Genomic DNA, 16,829 nt, shown 5'->3' on the forward strand with positions numbered 1-16,829 from the left:
GCGACCGCAAAAAGGACCGCTTCGCGCTCCAGCGGGGATAAATCCCCTCGCCACAACAGCGATCTCTTGCCCCTTCAGTCTTCAAGCAAACTGAGTAATCGCTCCCGCGCCACTTCCAGTTCGCCGGGAGCCGGCTGGGCTGCGGAGACGATCGGGGTGGAATAGAGGAACAGCAGCATCACTGCCAGACGCATCGCCATGGTGTCGATCCTTATCGGCAAAGGAGTCAATTTGTCAGCGTCAAATTTAAACACATGGCCAAGTGATATTACAGCAGGATTTCCGGCGAACCCCGAAAACAACGAAGCCTGCGATCTTTTCTCTTTTGGAAAGACGAAAAGATCGCAGGCTTCAGTTGCAGCAGGGTCGCTCAGTGTTGGGCCTTGTGGTCCAGCGCGGCGTAGAAATTGGCGCTTTGTTGCAAGTACTTCTGGGTGTAGCTCTGGGTGTGGTTTCTTTTCTCGCTGATTTCGACACTGGCACTGGCAGGCAGCGCGACAGTGGCCGAGATGGCGGAAGCGGCGATGACGGAGAAGAGATTGAAGTTCATGGCGGTAGTCCTCGGATTCAGTTGGCTTGTCTGCCCGGTTGGGCCGTGAAGCAAACTTACGCGCCGAGGCGTCCCGCTTTGAAATGCTTTGCGCTACTAGCGAATATCAGTCCCGTTGATACAACCACGCAGGCCCCGAAAATCGGGGCCTGCGGTCTATTGCCGCAAGATGAACTTCAGGTCGCTGGGGGCATCCATCGCCAGTTTCTGCACGGTTTTACCCAGCAGGCCGGTCTTGGGATCACGCTCGATCACGACTATCTGGTTGCTCTTCTGGTTGGCCACCAGCAAGAACTTCTCGCTCGGGTCGAGGCTGAACTCGCGAGGGTGATCGCCTTCCACGGAACGGCGTTGCAGCTCCTTGAGCGTCCCCGCCGCCGGGTCGATGGCGAACACCAGCACCTCGTTGGTGGTGCCGCGATTGCTGACGTAAAGGAACTTGCCGTCCCTGGACGCATGCAGCCCCGCCGCTGCTTTACCTGCCTGGGGCTTGCCGGCCGCCAGGTCCACCAGTTGTCGCTGGGCCAGGCGCCCGTCCTGATAGTCGAACACCGCCACTTGCGCGGTCATCTCCATGGTCAGCCAGGCGTGCTTGCCATCACCGCTGAACAACAGGTGCCGTGGCCCGCTGCCGGGTGGCAACTGCACAAACGCCGGATCCGCTGGCGTCAGTGGCAACTCAGGATTGGCCTTGGGGTCGTAGCGGTAGATGAACACCTTGTCCGCCCCCAGGTCGTTGGCGAACACATACTTGCCGTCAGGTGACGACACCGCCGAGTGAACGTGGGCCGACATCTGCCGCTCGGGGTTGACTCGACTCGGCTGATGGCTGCTCAACTGCACCACCGGCGCCAGCTTGCCATCGGCGCCGACCGGCAGCACCGCCAGGGTGCCGCCCGGATCCTCCACGACCGAATAGTTGCTCACCAGCAGATGCCGGCCATCGCCGCTGAGGCTGGAATGGGTCGGCTCATTGCCCAAGGATTGCACCTGGTTGATCAGGCTCAGCTCATGGCTCTTGGGATCGATGGCGTAGCTACTCACCTTGCCCACCGGGTCTTTCTGTCCCGGTCCGTTTTCGTTGACCGCGAACAGCCGGGTCATATCCGGCGACAGGGTCAGCCAGGAAGGGTTGTCGGTCTTGACCACTTGCAAGGGCTTGGGATCGAGCTGACCGGTGCGGCTGTCGAATTGCAGGCGATAGATGCCTTGGCTCTGGCCGGCGGTGTAGGAACCCACCAACAGCGGGTAATGCTCATCGGTTGCGGCCTGCACACCCATGGCTCCCACGCTGCCAGCCATCAACAGTGGCCAGAGACTACGCATCTTCATGTTCGTCGTCCTCATCGTCGTGGCCGCTGGTCGCTTCCACGCATTCCAAGTGGTGGTCACCCGAATCGCTGGTGATGATCCAGTGCTTGCGGGCCGGGTCGAAGGTCGCGGCCTGCATCTGCGCCGGGGTAAAGCGCCAATGTTCGAGGGTACGGCCGTTCATGCACTCGACGTGCAACTGGTCCTGCTCGTCGAGGGAGAAATCGAATGCATGCAGCCCGTCGATGATCAGCATGTCGCATTTGTGAAGGGCATCGAGCAGAGTGTCAGTTACGGCAGTCATGGGCATCAGTCATTCATTGGGGAAGTGGACATGATAGCCCAATGGGCGAGTGGGCCGTGGCCATCACTTCAGAAGCGACGTTGGCTGGGTCGGCCTCTTCGCGGGCAAGCCCGCTCCCACAGGGGATCTTTTTGAATACAGCGTTTGTGTTCGCTGGAAATCCAACTGTGGGAGCGGGCTTGCCCGCGAAGAGGCCGGCCCATTCAACATCAATGCCACGGCCCCACCGCGATCCTCAGAGCGCCTCGCGCCCCGGCACCCCGTCCACCAACCGCAGGATGCCCAGCGGGTTGGCGTTCTTCAACGGTTCCGGCAGCAGGCTGTCGGGGTAATTCTGGAAGCACACCGGCCGCAGGAAACGATCGATCGCCAGCGTGCCCACCGAAGTGCCGCGTGCATCGGACGTCGCCGGATACGGCCCGCCGTGGACCATCGAATCGCACACTTCCACCCCGGTCGGATAACCGTTGAGCAAGATGCGCCCGACCTTCTGCTCCAGCAATGGGGTCAATTCGCCGAACTGTTCGAAGTCCGTCGGCTCGCCAATGATCGTCGCGGTCAGTTGGCCGTGCAGGCCATTGAGCGCTGCGGTGAGTTGTGCCTGATCGGCCACTTCAACGAACACGGTCGTCGGGCCGAACACTTCTTCCTGCAACGCCTCGTCACCGTTGATCAGCAGGCTGGCGTCGGCCTTGAACAACTGCGGCTGGGCCTGGTTGCCCTGCTGCGCGCGCCCGGCCAAGTGCTCGATGCCTGGGTGGGCGAGCAACTTCTGCAAGCCTTTGCCATAGCTTTGCAGGGTCCCGGCGTTGAGCATGGTTTGCGGCGCCTGGTCACCGATCAGCGCCGCCACTTGCTGGGTGAACGCGGTGAATTGCTCTGAACGGATGCCGATTACCAGGCCCGGGTTGGTACAGAACTGACCGCAGCCCATCACCACCGAGGCCGTGAGGTCACGGGCCACGCTGTCGGCGCGGGTTGCCAAGGCCTGGGGCAGGACGATCACCGGGTTGATGCTCGACATTTCGGCAAACACCGGGATCGGCTGGGGCCGCGCCGCCGCCATGTCGCACAGCGCGCGTCCGCCCTTGAGAGAACCGGTGAAGCCCACTGCCTGGATGGCCGGGTGCTTGACCAGCCACTCACCGACGCCACCGCCGTAGATCATGTTGAACACACCCGCCGGCATGGCGGTTTTTTCCGCCGCGCGGATGATCGCGTCAGCCACCCATTCGGCCGTTGCCATGTGCCCGCTGTGGGCCTTGAACACCACCGGGCAACCGGCGGCCAGGGCAGCGGCGGTGTCGCCACCGGCAGTGGAAAACGCCAGGGGGAAATTGCTCGCGCCGAACACCGCCACCGGGCCGAGGCCGATGCGGTACTGACGCAGGTCCGGACGCGGCAGCGGCGTGCGCTCCGGCAACGCGCGGTCGATCCGCGCACCATAGAAATCGCCCCGGCGCAGGACCTTGGCGAACAGGCGCATCTGGCCGCTGGTGCGACCGCGTTCGCCCTGGATGCGGGCCGCGGGCAAGGCGGTTTCACGGCAGACCACGGCCACGAACTCATCGCCCAGGGCGTCCAGCTCATCGGCGATGGCGTCGAGAAATTCCGCGCGGCGCGCGGCGCTCAGGCTGCGGTACGCCGGATACGCAGCGGCCGCGGCCTTGGCGGCGGCGTCGACTTCTTCGGCCGTGGCCTGGACGAACTCACCCGGCAAGGCTTCGCCGCTGCTGGCATCGAAACTCTGCAAACGCGTCTGGCCGGCCGCGCTGCGCGCGCCACCGATGTAGTTGTGGCCAAGGATCTGGTTCATGCAAGTCTCCTTTTAGAGTGTGCCGATAGTGCCTGGGGTGAACACCGCGTCCACCGGGGCGATGCCATTGACCAGCGGCGCGCCGAATTCGGCCTGGCTGATCTCGAACACGTCCCCCGGCTGGGTGCGGATGCCATCGGCGAACGACAGGGTCGCGGTGCCGAAGAAATGAACGTGGACGTCCCCCGGACGCAGGAACTGACTGTACTTGAAATGGTGGAACTCCAGGTTTTCGAGGCTATGGCACATGTTCGCCTCGCCACTGAGGAACTCGTTCTGCCACAGCACTTCGCCATTGCGCAGGATACGACTGCTCCCGGACAGATGTTGAGGCAATTCACCAAGGCGAAGTTCCGGACCAAAACTGCAACTGCGCAATTTCGAATGGGCCAGGTACAGGTAATTCTTGCGTTCCATCACGTGGTCGGAGAATTCGTTGCCCACCGCGAAGCCCACCCGGTAAGGCTTGCCGTCGAAACCGATGACATACAGGCCGCTGATTTCCGGCTCCTCGCCGGCATCCTCGGCGAACGGTGGCAAGGGGAACGGCTGGCCCGGGCGGACCACGATGCTACCGTCGCCCTTGTAGAACCATTCCGGTTGCACGCCCGCCTGTCCCGAGGCGGGCTTACCGCCCTCCACGCCCCACTTGAAGATGCGCATGGTGTCGGTCATGGCCGCTTCGTCGCCGGCCTGCTGGTGCATCTTGTCCCGCGCCGACGCGCTGCCCAGGTGGGTCAGGCCGGTGCCGCTGACCAGCAGGTGCGCCGGGTCCGGGTGATCCAGTGGCGGCAGGATGCGCAGCTCGGCGAGCAACCGCGCGTAGTCGTGACCGGCCCCCAGGCCCAGGCCATTGACCTGTTGCTCAAGCTTCACGCCCGCCTTGATGGCCGCCAGCGCCAGCTCGCGCACGCTCGTCGCACTGGGCACTTCGCGCACCTGGTCGCCGTCGACCACACCGACGCGGCGCTCGCCGTTGGGCAATTCGAACTGAACTAAACGCATGGTTTTCTCCTGTAAACAAAAACTTTGAGTACGCCTGATCATCCTGTGGGAGCGGGCTTGCCCGCGAAGGCGGCGGTACATCCAGTATTGATGCAAGCTGATCCACCGCTTTCGCGAGCAAGCCCGCTCCCACAGGATGATCAGTGGTGAATCTCAGACTTATGTACGCGTCGCCCCCCGGGCACTGGCCGCGAACTGGTCCGCCGGCAGCACGTGCTTGCGTTCCAGCAGGCGATAGACCACGCCGGTCAGCACCAGGCCGAACACCATCACGCACGACAGGAAATACAACCCCGACGCCAGGCTGCCGGTGTACTCCTTCAGCGCACCGATCACGAACGGCCCGATGTAGCCGCCCAGGTTGCCCACCGAGTTGATCAACGCAATGCCCGCCGCCGCACTGGCGCCGGCGAAGAAGCGCCCCGGCAATGTCCAGAACACCGCCGTGCAGGAAAACAGCGCGAACGCCACCAAGCACAACGCCGCCAGTTGCAACACCGGAACCGACAGCCAGGCACTGAGGAACAGGCCCATGGCACCCAGGACATAGAGCACCGCCAGGTGACCGTAGCGATCATTCAGGCGGTCGGAGCTGCGCGGGATGATCAGCAAGCCGAGGATGCCGAAGATGTACGGCACCGACGACACGAAACCGGTCACCAGGTCACTGCCACCGAACTGCTTGATCAGCGTTGGCAGCCACAGACCCAAGCCGTAGATGCTCAGGGTCACCGGCAGGTAGAACAGCGCCAGCAGCAAGACCCGCTTGTCCTTCAGGGCGTGCAGCGGGTTGCCGTGACGGGTCTGGCCGTATGCCTGCAAATCCTTCTTCAGCTCGCCGGTCAGCCAGTCCTTCTCCGCCTGGTCCATCCACTTGACCTGTTGCGGGCCGTCGGGCAGGTAGCGCAGCACCGGCCAGGTCAACAGCACCGCCGGCAGACCGATGACGATGAACAACCACTGCCAGCCATGCAGGCCCAGGACCCCGTCCATGCCCAGCAAGCCGCCGGACACGGGGCCGGTGATCATCATGGCAATGGGTTGGGAAAGAATGAACAGGCCCAGGATCTTGCCGCGATGGCGCACCGGGAACCACTGGGTGATGTAGTACAGCACGCCGGGGAAGAAGCCAGCTTCGGCGGCCCCGAGCAGGAAGCGCATCACATAGAAGCTGTTGGGCCCCTGCACGAACGCCATGCCAATGGTGATGGCGCCCCAGGTAATCATGATCCGGGCGAACCAGCGGCGCGCGCCGAAGCGTTCGAGCATCAGGTTGCTCGGGATTTCCAGCAGGAAGTAGCCGATGAAAAACAGCCCCGCGCCCAGGCCGTAGGCGGCGTCGCCGATGCCCAGGTCGGCGCCCATGTGCAGCTTGGCAAAACCTACGGCGGAGCGGTCCACGTAGGCGATCAGGTACAGCAGGATCAGGAAGGGAATCAGTTTCAGCGTGATGCGACGAATAAGCCGCAGTTCCTGGCTCATGGGACCGTTCTCCAATTGTTGTTGTTATAGAACTCGGGGGATTTCTCTCGCGCACGACCGCCAGGACAATCCCTCCGTTGAACCGGACTATATAGTAATACTATTTACCCAACAACACTTCCAAACGGCGCAAATTGCGCTTATGTTACGCTTCAGTTCGAACAATATAGTCATACAATAAGAGAATCGATCATGTCTGATAAGAAACCCTCCCTGCGCTCGGCCCAATGGTTTGGCACCGCCGACAAAAACGGCTTCATGTACCGCAGCTGGATGAAAAATCAGGGCATCGCCGACCATCAGTTCCATGGCAAGCCGATCATCGGCATCTGCAACACCTGGTCGGAGCTGACACCGTGCAACGCGCACTTCCGGCAGATTGCCGAGCATGTCAAACGCGGCGTGATCGAGGCCGGGGGCTTCCCGGTGGAATTCCCGGTGTTCTCCAACGGCGAATCGAACCTGCGCCCCACCGCCATGCTGACCCGCAACCTGGCGAGCATGGACGTGGAAGAGGCGATCCGCGGCAACCCGATTGACGGCGTGGTGCTGCTCACCGGTTGCGACAAGACCACCCCCGCCCTGCTGATGGGCGCCGCCAGTTGCGATGTACCCGCCATCGTCGTCACCGGCGGACCGATGCTCAACGGCAAGCACAAGGGCCAGGACATCGGTTCGGGCACCGTGGTCTGGCAGTTGAGCGAACAGGTCAAGGCCGGCACCATCACCCTTGACGACTTCCTCGCGGCCGAGGGCGGCATGTCCCGCTCGGCCGGCACCTGCAACACCATGGGCACGGCTTCGACCATGGCCTGCATGGCCGAAGCCCTCGGCACCTCGCTGCCGCACAACGCCGCGATTCCGGCGGTGGACGCACGCCGCTACGTGCTGGCCCACATGTCCGGCATGCGCGCCGTGGAGATGGTCCGCGAAGATCTGCGGCTGTCGAAGATCCTGACCAAGGAAGCCTTTGAAAACGCCATCCGCGTCAACGCGGCCATCGGCGGTTCCACCAACGCGGTGATCCACCTCAAGGCCATCGCTGGGCGCATCGGCGTGCAACTGGAGCTGGACGACTGGACCCGCATCGGTCGCGGCATGCCGACTATCGTCGACCTGCAGCCATCCGGTCGCTTCCTGATGGAAGAGTTCTACTACGCCGGCGGCCTGCCCGCCGTGCTGCGCCGCCTCGGCGAAGCCAACCTGATCCCCCACCCCGACGCCCTGACGGTCAACGGCAAGAGCCTCGGCGAAAACACCAAGGACGCGCCGATCTATGGCCAGGACGAAGTCATCCGCACCCTGGACAACCCGATCCGCGCCGACGGCGGCATCTGCGTGCTACGCGGCAACCTGGCGCCACTGGGGGCGGTGCTCAAGCCTTCCGCCGCCACGCCTGAGCTGATGCAACACCGCGGCCGGGCGGTGGTGTTCGAAAACTTCGACGAATACAAAGCGCGGATCAACGACCCGGAACTGGACGTGGACGCCAGCTCGATCCTGGTGATGAAGAACTGCGGGCCCAAGGGTTATCCGGGCATGGCCGAGGTGGGCAACATGGGCTTGCCGGCCAAGCTGCTGGCCCAGGGCGTTACCGACATGGTGCGCATTTCCGATGCCCGCATGAGTGGCACCGCCTACGGCACCGTGGTGTTGCACGTGGCGCCGGAAGCGGCCGCCGGTGGCCCGCTGGCGGCGGTGAAGGAAGGTGATTTCATCGAACTGGATTGCGCCAGCGGTCGCCTGCACCTGGACATTCCCGACGCCGAACTCGCCGCCCGCCTGGCCGATCTCGCCCCGCCCCAACAATTGCTGGTGGGTGGCTATCGCCAGTTGTACATCGACCATGTGCTGCAAGCGGACCAAGGCTGCGACTTCGACTTCCTGGTCGGCTGCCGCGGGGCGGAAGTGCCACGGCACTCTCATTGATCCAACATTGACTACTCCCACAGTGATTTTGAGGCGGTCCGGAAATCCCGTCCGCCAGAAATCCTTGTGGGAGCGGGCTTGCTCGCGAAGACCGCGGCACCGTCAACATCAATATCGACTGACACGCCGCCTTCGCGAGCAAGCCCGCTCCCACAGTTCTAATCCTCAGTGGATTCAAGTTCGCACTAGCGACCCGCCTACGCCGCGCCTGCTATCATGCGCAGCACCCCTCCCGCACAGGATCGCTTCGCGTCCATGGATTACCGCAAACCTTCCGACCGCAAAAGCATGCACGCGCGCATCGTCCAGGAACTGGGCATGCAGATCGTTTCCGGGCGCTTCAAGCCAGACGACAAACTGCCGGCCGAAGCCTTGCTGTGCGAGGAATACGCCGTGAGCCGTCCGGTGCTGCGCGAGGCCACCCGGGTGCTGGTCGCCAAGGGCCTGGTGTATTCACGCCCGCGGGTGGGCACGGTGGTCAAGGCCCGGCGCGAATGGCACATGCTCGACCCGGACGTGTTGCACTGGTTGATGCAAAGCAGCCCGCAGAACGAGTTCTTCGGCCTGCTGACCAGCGTGCGCAGCATCATCGAACCCGCTGCCGCCGCCCTGGCTGCACAGTTCGCTACCGACGCCGACATCGCGGCCATCCGCGAAGCCTATGAACGCATGGACGCCGCCCCGACGCCCGAAGCCCTGCTGCAACCGGACCTGGACTTCCACAGCCGCATCGCCGACGCCACCCACAACGACCTGCTCGCCAACTTGTGCAACATGTTGTCGGTGGCCATCGCCGAAGCGCTCAAGCATTCCAACCAGCGGCCCAACCTCCACGAGCTGGCCATGCCGCGGCACAGGGCGATCCTCACCGCTATCGAGAACCGCGACGCCCTCGGCGCCCGCCACGCCACGCTGGTGCAATTGGACGACGCCCGCAGCGCATTGAACGTTGTGCTGGGAGCCGATCCCACTTGATCAGGTCAGAAAGCGCAACGCTTGGCTAACCGACATTATTCTCAACAGGCGGTACTTATGTACCGCCTGCCCATGCCATGGAAGTCGATACTTTTCTCGCCGTCATCCCGACGGCCATGTTTCGTGAAAAGGACTTCTCATGAGCACTCCTTCCACCGCTGATTCGATCCCTGCGCTGGCCCAATGTGTCAGCCTGCAATTCGCCAGTCGCCCGACCCTCGAACAGGTCGCCCGGCGTCTGCTCGAACAGGCCCTCAAGAAAGCCGATCCGTGGCTGGACATCGACCTCTTAAAGGCCCAACTGGCGACGCCGGACGTCACCACTCGCGGCTGGCACTTCCAACCCTTGATGGGCGCGGTCCTCGATTACCTGGCCAGCGGCACACTCCCGGACTTCACCTCGAAGGGAGCACTTGACTGCTTTCTTTCCGACGCCCCGCCACGGCGCCTCTGGTCAGGCGATCGACGCCTGGACATGCAGGTCATCCGGCGAGCGATCCTTGAACTGCCCTGGAGCGTACCGATCGACCTGGAAGATGCGCTGGTCGGTTACTGGAGCGCTGACATCAGCGGCGACGACCAAGCCAACGCGAGCCGCCACACCAGCCGCTGGTGCTGGCTCAGCGATGTGCTGCGCAACACCCTGAGCCTTCGTGGCCTGCAACAACCCGGGCTCACGGAGGTGGCGCGCGAGACCCTCGACCAGATCGTCCGGTGGCCGGACCACGAGCAACGTTTGTGCCTCAATCGACAAGCGCCGGTGTATGCCTACCACCTGGAAACCCAGCTCACCCAGGGTGGCAACCAGACGACACTGGTCGCCAGCGAGATCCTCCTGACCCGCGTCCATCAGGGCATGCGCGAATGGCTCTTGTGCAGCCCCAGCAGCGCAGTGTTGTCCTTTGCCTCCCTGGAGGCCTTCGAGCACCACTGGGGCAAACGCATTGCCAGCCAATACACCGTCGACACCATCACCTGCCAACGCCAAGAGATCAGTGGCAACGTCTTCGAGCACCAGGCGGCCATGCTGCTGGAGCAGCAACTGGCCGACCTGCAAGCGGTGCAGTTGCCCGCCGGGATCGACACCCAGGCGCTCACGCATCTCTACAGCGACCTGAGCGACCCGGCCCGCTCGCTGCTGGACGCCCCGCGGCTGTCACCCGACATGAAGGATCGCCTTGGCCCTCTGCTGCCCACCTGGCTGAAAGACGCCGCCATCGTCGACCAGACGACACTCCAGCACTACAGCCTGGCGCTGGCCAGCGCCAAGCGACGCCACCAGGGCCAGACCTTTCTCAGCGGCATCGACGACATCAAGGCCTTTACCACCAACGCCTTGCTCGAACACCTGGGAAAGGCCAACGACCGCAGTCCGAACCCGCTGCCAGCGAGCCCACTCCAACCCGACGACGTGGTGCTGACGTTCAGCGTTTCGGCGGGTTATCCCGGCACCATCGGCCTCAGCGAAAAGCGGCAGATGAGCCTGACCGAACTGGCCATCCACAACCTGGTCGGTCGTCCCAGCGGCACCTTCACCCTCAGCCATCGCCTGGGCCAGGCGCTGCCGACCTGGCTGACGCCGGCCTTTATCAACCCACTGATCGAACAGGTCGACATTGGCGCGACCTATCCTCGCTATCTGCGCGAGCATTTGGTCGACGACGTTCCCCGGGCGCAGGCGCGGCAACGGATCTTCGCCGAACAGCTCCCGGCGCAACTGATGCTTGAAGCCTTGAAACAGAAACTGGCCGGGGAGAACGGCATGACCGTCCAGGGCCTGCGCCTGCTGGAAGCCGTGCTCCAACCCGACGCGGCGAGCCAGCGGGTCGACGGTCGCCCGGTGGTCATTCGCCAGTTGCGGGTGTTGCGCCAACCCAAGGCCCGGCCCGACAGCGTGGCCAACATGTTCATCATCGAGGCTCAGGACATCGCCAACGGTCCGCACCTGTTGTATCGGCCGCTCTACGCGCCCTCGCTGCAGCAATTCCCGACCCGCGAGGCGCTGATGCAGGCCATTGCCACCTCCGGGGACCTGCAGGACAGCATCCTGACCTGGCTGCCCGACGCCGCACGCCCGATCTACGCCAACGGTGGGTTCCTGGAGCCTCACATCATGCGGTTCTTCAACGGTGACGAATTCAGTGTCCCGGACAAGCCTGCTCCCGCCACGCTCGCCCTCGACGACGCCCACGGCGAACTGCTGCAATCGCTGCACAAGGGCGAGCTGATGCAGTACCTCTACGGCTGCAACGCCCAGGCCCTGGTGACCCAGGCCGACCGGGATTCGGTGTCCAATCGCGAAAGTCGCTGGGCGGTGTTGCTCGAAGGCGGCGGCCTGTTGTTCAACACCTTGCTGTTCCCTTTGCTGCGCGGCCCGGCCATGACCACCGTCTGGCTCTGGAACCTGATGGCCAGCGCCCAGCAGGACATGCCGGCGCTGATCAGCGCCGACCCGGTGGCCCGCGAGTTTGCCGCGGTCGACCTGCTCGTCAACCTAGCCCTGCTGGTAAGCCAGTTGCCTGCCGGCCGTGGGCCGGTGCCGCGTGCCGCGCTGCCCGAGTCGGTGCAACAGGAGGCCATGCGCCCGCCCGCGCCGCGCGCCGTCGCCGAGCAATGGCCCGAACCGGCGGCGCCCACCCTCGTGGAGGGCACCGTGGCCGAACCTGACGCCCCCGCCGAGGCCAACAGCCGGCGCCTGGATTTCAATTTCGCCAGGGCCAGTGGCCAGCCGACGCCGCAACAACAGGCGCGATTGCAACAATTGCAGGTGCCCTCCCCCAAGACCTTGCCCGACCCCATTGAAAACGGCCCGTTCAAGGGCCTGTACGTGATCGACAACAAATGGCATGCCCAGGTCGAAGGGGCCTTCTATCGGGTCACGCCTGAATACGATGGCAGTGCAACCATCGTCGACCCCCTCGCTCCGCTCGACGCCGACAAGAACGGTCCGCCGTTACGAGTCGATGACCAGGGCCATTGGCACCTGGATTTGCGCCTGCGTCTGCTCGGCGGTTCACCCCCCAAGCGGGTGGACGCCCAGCGCCGTGTCAACCTGGAGCGGGCCAAGCAGTTGACTGATGAATCCAACCGGTTGGAAGCGCAAGATGCCGATCGGCAAAAAGCCCTGGACGTGGCTCAGCAAGTCATGACCCGGACCGAGGAAGGTGGCAACTACACCGAAGCCCAGCGGGCGGCGAAACGCAAGATTTTCTACGACCTGCTCAAGGAACAGACCGAGGCGTACCTGACGCTGGCGAACAGCGCGGCCGAACGCGCCAGCCTGGGCATCGGTTTCCCGTCCGGCTCCATGCATGTGCTCATGGAAAACGTGATCAACAATGCCCGCAAGGCGTTCGTGATCACTGAACAGGAGCTCCTGGCCCTCCAGCGAGCACATCCTCAGTTTAGAGAGTCTACCGACATCAGGGAAATGGTCATCCGTGACGTCGAGTCTTATATGAAATACCTCGACACCAAGAGCAACATCAATGACCAGGCGATCCATTGGCTGGAACTCAAGGACGACTACCTCGAGCGGCTATTGAACCTCGACGCCTCGGGCGCACGGGCGTTCGAACGGCTGACCCGCAACCGTCCCGCCAATGAGAGTAACGCCTTTGGCAGTAAAATCCGGCAACTCACCACGCTCCCCATGTTGTCGGTGAAAAACCGCCAATCCGCCCTGCCCGACCGCCTGCTGCGCATTCTCATACCACTGATGGAACACATCCGTTCCCACGATGACCTGCAAACCTACGACGTCTCCCCGTCAGACAGAATCGAAGTGCTGGAAAGCCTGACCGAGCACTACGGCAAGACCCTGGATACGTTGAAGGGGACAAAGGCCCTTTACCTGGACGACATCAACGAATCCTATTTCGACAGGTTGCTCAAACTGGTCGAGGGTCTTTACCAGGAGGTCTCCAACAAACTCGCCGCTGAAATCAAACCCGAGCCAAAACCGCGCAAGCGTATACCGAAGCGCCCCAGGACCGGCGCCGGGCTGCCGCAGAAAAAGTTGATCAGAACCCGCCACAATGGCGTCTTGATCGGCGACCTGAAACCCGCCGGCACGAGCCAACCCATCGAAGTTGTCGAAATGCACTCCAAGGGCAGCAACCAAATACTTGCCACCTATTCGCGCCACGAGGATGTCTGGGATGTGGTCGATGTACGCCGCCCGACCCCGGCGCCCCAGACCCGATCGTTCAAGGCCATCCGAACCCAGGCACGAGAACTGCTCGACGAATTGGACAAGCGCATGAGCCGCGCCGAAAGCTACAAGACACACTGTCGGCATCCTCAGGAAATAGAGGAAATCCTGAACAATGAGGCAAGTCACTTCCGCACGCTCGGCGAAGAACTCGACCGGGCGTTCAGTGCATCGCCCGCCTCGCGCACCCCGGCCAACGAGGAACTGAGCCGACAATTGTCAGACGCCGCCCACCAACTGACCACCAAGGGCAGCGACCTGCGTATCGAACTGAGCCTGAAACTGCCACCCACCGACGGCAACCTGCGGTTCCTGTTCGAGAAAAACCTGATACAGGTGGCCCGGCTCGGCGACCGCACGGCCCTGCAAGGCGCCCGCAAGGACTTCCTCCAGGAATACGCCATCAACGACCGAGACGGCTTCCCGATCTGGTACGCGCATTTTCATTACGAAGCGGCCGACACACCGAAGGACAACTTCAGCGTTGCGCACCTCAAGACCAAGGAGCAACGCAAGGAGCACTACCACTCACTGCTGGCCAAGGCCACCAGCCCCTATGCGGTGGTGAATGTACATCGAGGGCAGATCAGCAAGTCGCTGGCCCAGAGCCGGTTTCTGCCGTTGGCGCCGTGATCGCTGGAGCGATAGCGTCCGCTTTTGTGGCGAGGGGATTTATCCCCGCTGGGCCGCGAAGCGACCCCAACTCTGCCACCTCAATCAACCTGACACACTGGCGTGTCAGGTTTTTGGGACTGCTGGCGCAGTCCAGCGGGGCGGTGCGACGTTTCGCTAAATCCCCTCGCCACAGGGGTCTGCGCCAGCCTTGATCCATCAATGGGCAAACAACGAATTGCCCTTCTGCCCCGCCAGTTTTTCCGGCTTGATCAGGAATCGCGCCAGTGCCGGCAGCAGCCACAGCGCACCGAACATGTTCCACAACAGCATGAACGTCAGCATCAGGCCCATGTCGGCCTGGAACTTGATGGCCGAGAAGATCCAGGTGCACACGCCGATGGCCAGGCACAGGCCGGTGAACAGGACGGCTTTACCGGTGGACTTGAGCGTCTGGTAGTACGCTTCCTGCAACGGCAACCCGGCCCGCAGGAAGCTTTCCAGGCGGCTGTAGATGTAGATGCCGTAGTCCACGCCAATCCCCACGCCCAACGCCACCACCGGCAGGGTCGCGACCTTCACACCGATGCCCATGAACGCCATCAGCGCGTTGCCCAGCACCGAGGTCAGCACCAGCGGCAGCACGATGCACAAGGTCGCCGCCCAGGAGCGGAAGGTGATCATGCACATGGTCGCCACACAGATGTACACCAGGATCAGGATGGTCAGCTCCGACTCCTTGATCACCTCGTTGGTGGCCGCTTCGATGCCGGCGTTACCGGCGGCGAGGATGAACTCCAGGCCATCGCGGTTGTTTTCCTTGGCGAATTCCTGCACCGCCGTGACGGCGCGGTCCAGGGTCTCGGCCTTGTGGTCGTTGAGGAACACCAGCACCGGCGCCAGGGAGCAACTGTTGTTGTACAGACCATCAGCCCGGGCGATGGAGTTGTTCAGCACGTCAGGGTTGCGCGACAGGGTTTCCCACTTCAGGTTGCCCTCGTTCATGCCCTTGATCATCTGCTTGGACACGGTCACCAGGGAAATCGCCGACTGCACGCCCTCGGTGTTCTGCATCTTCCACATCAGCTCGTCGATCGGCGCCATGGCTTCGTAGCGCGAGCAGCCCTCGGCCTTGGTCTTGACCATCACCACCAGCACGTCGGAACTGGTGGAGTAGTTGCTGATGATGAAATTGTTGTCCTGGTTGTAGCGCGAGTCCGGCCGCAGTTCCGGCGCGCCCTGGTCGAGGTCGCCGATCTTCAGGTTCTGGCTGTACCACAGGCCGCCGCCGAAGGCGATCAGGGCCAGGGCAATGGACACCGGCGCGACCTTGGCGCTGGCGAAGTTCGACAGCACACGCCAGAACGGATGCTCGCGGGTCGCGTCCTTCTTGCTGCGCTCGATGGCACGCTTGCTGATGCCGACGTAGGAAATCGCCACGGGCAGCAGGATCAGGTTGGTGAACACGATCACCGCCACGCCGATGGAGGCACCGATGGCCAGCTCGCGGATCACGCCGATGTCGATGATCAGCAGGGTAATGAAGCCGACGGCGTCCGCCAGGATCGCGATCATTCCCGGCAGGAACAGCTGGCGGAACGTGCGCCGCGCGGCGGTCAGGGCGTTGTCCGCCTCGCTGGACTGCAAGGCGATGCCGTTGATCTTCTGCACGCCGTGGGAAATGCCGATGGCAAAGATCAGGAACGGCACCAGCATCGAGTAGGGATCGAGGCCGAAACCGGCGGCGTGCATCAACCCCAGTTGCCAGACCACCGCCACCAGCGTGGTGCTCAGTACCGCAATGGTGCTGCGCATGCAGTGGGTGAACCAGTACAACAGCACCAGGGTGATGACGAAGGCCACGCCGAAGAACATCACCACCATGATCAGGCCATCGATCAGGTCGCCGACCTTCTTGGCGAAACCGACGATGTGGATCTGCACGTTGTGGTTCTGCGCCTCGAACTTGTTGCGGATCTTGTCTTCAAGCTCGTGGGAGAACTTCTGGTAGTCCAGCGCCAGCAACTTGCCCTGGTCCTGCGGGTCCGGGTAGGACTCCAGCAACGGGATGTCGATGATGCTCGACTTGAAATCGTTGGCCACCAGGCGCCCGACCTGGCCGGACTTGAGAACGTTGTTGCGCAGCAGGTCGAGGCTGTCGGCCGAACCGTTGTAGCTCTGGGGAATCACCTCGCCACCGGCAAAGCCCTCCTCCGTCACCTCGGTCCAGCGCACACTCGGGCTCCACAGCGACTTGAGCCCGGAACGGTCGACGCCGGAAATGTAGAACACCTCGTCGTGGATCTGGCGCAGGGTCTCCATGTATTCCTTGGAGAAAATGTCACCGTCGGTGGCTTCCACCGAGATCCGCACGGTATTGCCCAGGTTTGCCAGGTCATTGCGGTGTTCGAGCATCTTCTCGATGAAAGGATGCTTGAGCGGAATCATTTTCTCGAAGCTGGTGGACGGCCGGATCAGCGTGGCCTGCCAGAACAGGAAAAGGCTGACCAGCAGGCAAATGACGATCACTGCCGGGCGGTTATTGAAAATCAGGCGCTCAAGGAACGTCGCCTTGTCTTGGTGATGACTGCTCATGGGGTCCGCCTTCTTGTTTTTGTGCCCGTCGTGCAGG

Annotated in this window: 11 protein-coding genes; 3 read left to right on the forward strand and 8 right to left on the reverse strand. The window is 62.8% G+C overall.

Features of this window, described 5'->3' with window-relative positions:
* Window positions 1-74 precede the first annotated feature (74 nt).
* The 7 genes from V5F23_RS15315 to V5F23_RS15345 form a co-directional block, all read right to left on the reverse strand.
* On the reverse strand, window positions 75-200 hold the full coding sequence (locus tag V5F23_RS15315; RefSeq protein WP_272914003.1) for a hypothetical protein: 126 nt from the start codon (window positions 198-200) through the stop codon (window positions 75-77).
* Window positions 201-370: 170 nt separating this feature from the next.
* Window positions 371-550: a hypothetical protein gene (locus V5F23_RS15320; RefSeq protein ID WP_042732538.1), complete on the reverse strand. Its 180-nt coding sequence runs from the start codon at window positions 548-550 to the stop codon at window positions 371-373.
* A 156-nt stretch (window positions 551-706) separates the two neighbouring features.
* The gene (locus tag V5F23_RS15325) at window positions 707-1,882 is read right to left on the reverse strand and encodes a lactonase family protein (protein WP_042732539.1); all 1,176 of its coding nucleotides are present in this window, start codon (window positions 1,880-1,882) and stop codon (window positions 707-709) included.
* Window positions 1,869-2,165 carry a DUF5629 family protein gene (locus tag V5F23_RS15330; RefSeq protein ID WP_042732542.1) on the reverse strand — a complete coding sequence of 99 codons (297 nt, stop codon included), beginning with the start codon at window positions 2,163-2,165 and terminating at the stop codon, window positions 1,869-1,871. The genes V5F23_RS15325 and V5F23_RS15330 overlap by 14 nt, the downstream gene beginning before the upstream one ends.
* A 235-nt stretch (window positions 2,166-2,400) precedes the next feature.
* Complete coding sequence (locus V5F23_RS15335) at window positions 2,401-3,981, reverse strand: aldehyde dehydrogenase (NADP(+)) (protein WP_212802647.1); 1,581 nt, start codon at window positions 3,979-3,981, stop codon at window positions 2,401-2,403.
* A 12-nt stretch (window positions 3,982-3,993) separates the two neighbouring features.
* Window positions 3,994-4,986 (reverse strand): AraD1 family protein, encoded by a 993-nt coding sequence (araD1, locus tag V5F23_RS15340; protein ID WP_338495516.1) that lies wholly within the window; start codon window positions 4,984-4,986, stop codon window positions 3,994-3,996.
* Window positions 4,987-5,145: 159 nt separating this feature from the next.
* Window positions 5,146-6,468, reverse strand: coding sequence for an MFS transporter (locus tag V5F23_RS15345; RefSeq protein WP_042732818.1), 1,323 nt, complete (start codon window positions 6,466-6,468; stop codon window positions 5,146-5,148).
* Window positions 6,469-6,660: 192 nt separating this feature from the next.
* Here V5F23_RS15345 and V5F23_RS15350 point away from each other — a divergent pair, with 192 nt between their 5' ends.
* From V5F23_RS15350 to V5F23_RS15360, 3 genes are all read left to right on the forward strand, one after another.
* Window positions 6,661-8,397, forward strand: a complete 1,737-nt coding sequence (locus V5F23_RS15350; RefSeq protein ID WP_042732819.1) for an IlvD/Edd family dehydratase — start codon at window positions 6,661-6,663, stop codon at window positions 8,395-8,397.
* A gap of 255 nt (window positions 8,398-8,652) precedes the next feature.
* Window positions 8,653-9,372 (forward strand): FadR/GntR family transcriptional regulator, encoded by a 720-nt coding sequence (locus V5F23_RS15355; RefSeq protein ID WP_047738797.1) that lies wholly within the window; start codon window positions 8,653-8,655, stop codon window positions 9,370-9,372.
* Between the two features lie 139 nt (window positions 9,373-9,511).
* A complete protein-coding gene (locus tag V5F23_RS15360; RefSeq protein ID WP_212802649.1) occupies window positions 9,512-14,218 on the forward strand; it encodes a DUF6543 domain-containing protein in 4,707 nt (1,568 codons plus the stop codon).
* 198 nt (window positions 14,219-14,416) lie between these two features.
* On the opposite strand, the gene V5F23_RS15365 is transcribed toward V5F23_RS15360, so the two are convergent.
* Complete coding sequence (locus tag V5F23_RS15365; RefSeq protein ID WP_047738801.1) at window positions 14,417-16,792, reverse strand: RND family transporter; 2,376 nt, start codon at window positions 16,790-16,792, stop codon at window positions 14,417-14,419.
* Window positions 16,793-16,829 lie beyond the last annotated feature (37 nt).

Origin of the sequence: Pseudomonas sp. WP18 (assembly GCF_036689585.1) — a bacterium.
In the GTDB taxonomy this organism is placed as follows: domain Bacteria; phylum Pseudomonadota; class Gammaproteobacteria; order Pseudomonadales; family Pseudomonadaceae; genus Aquipseudomonas; species Aquipseudomonas chlororaphis_E.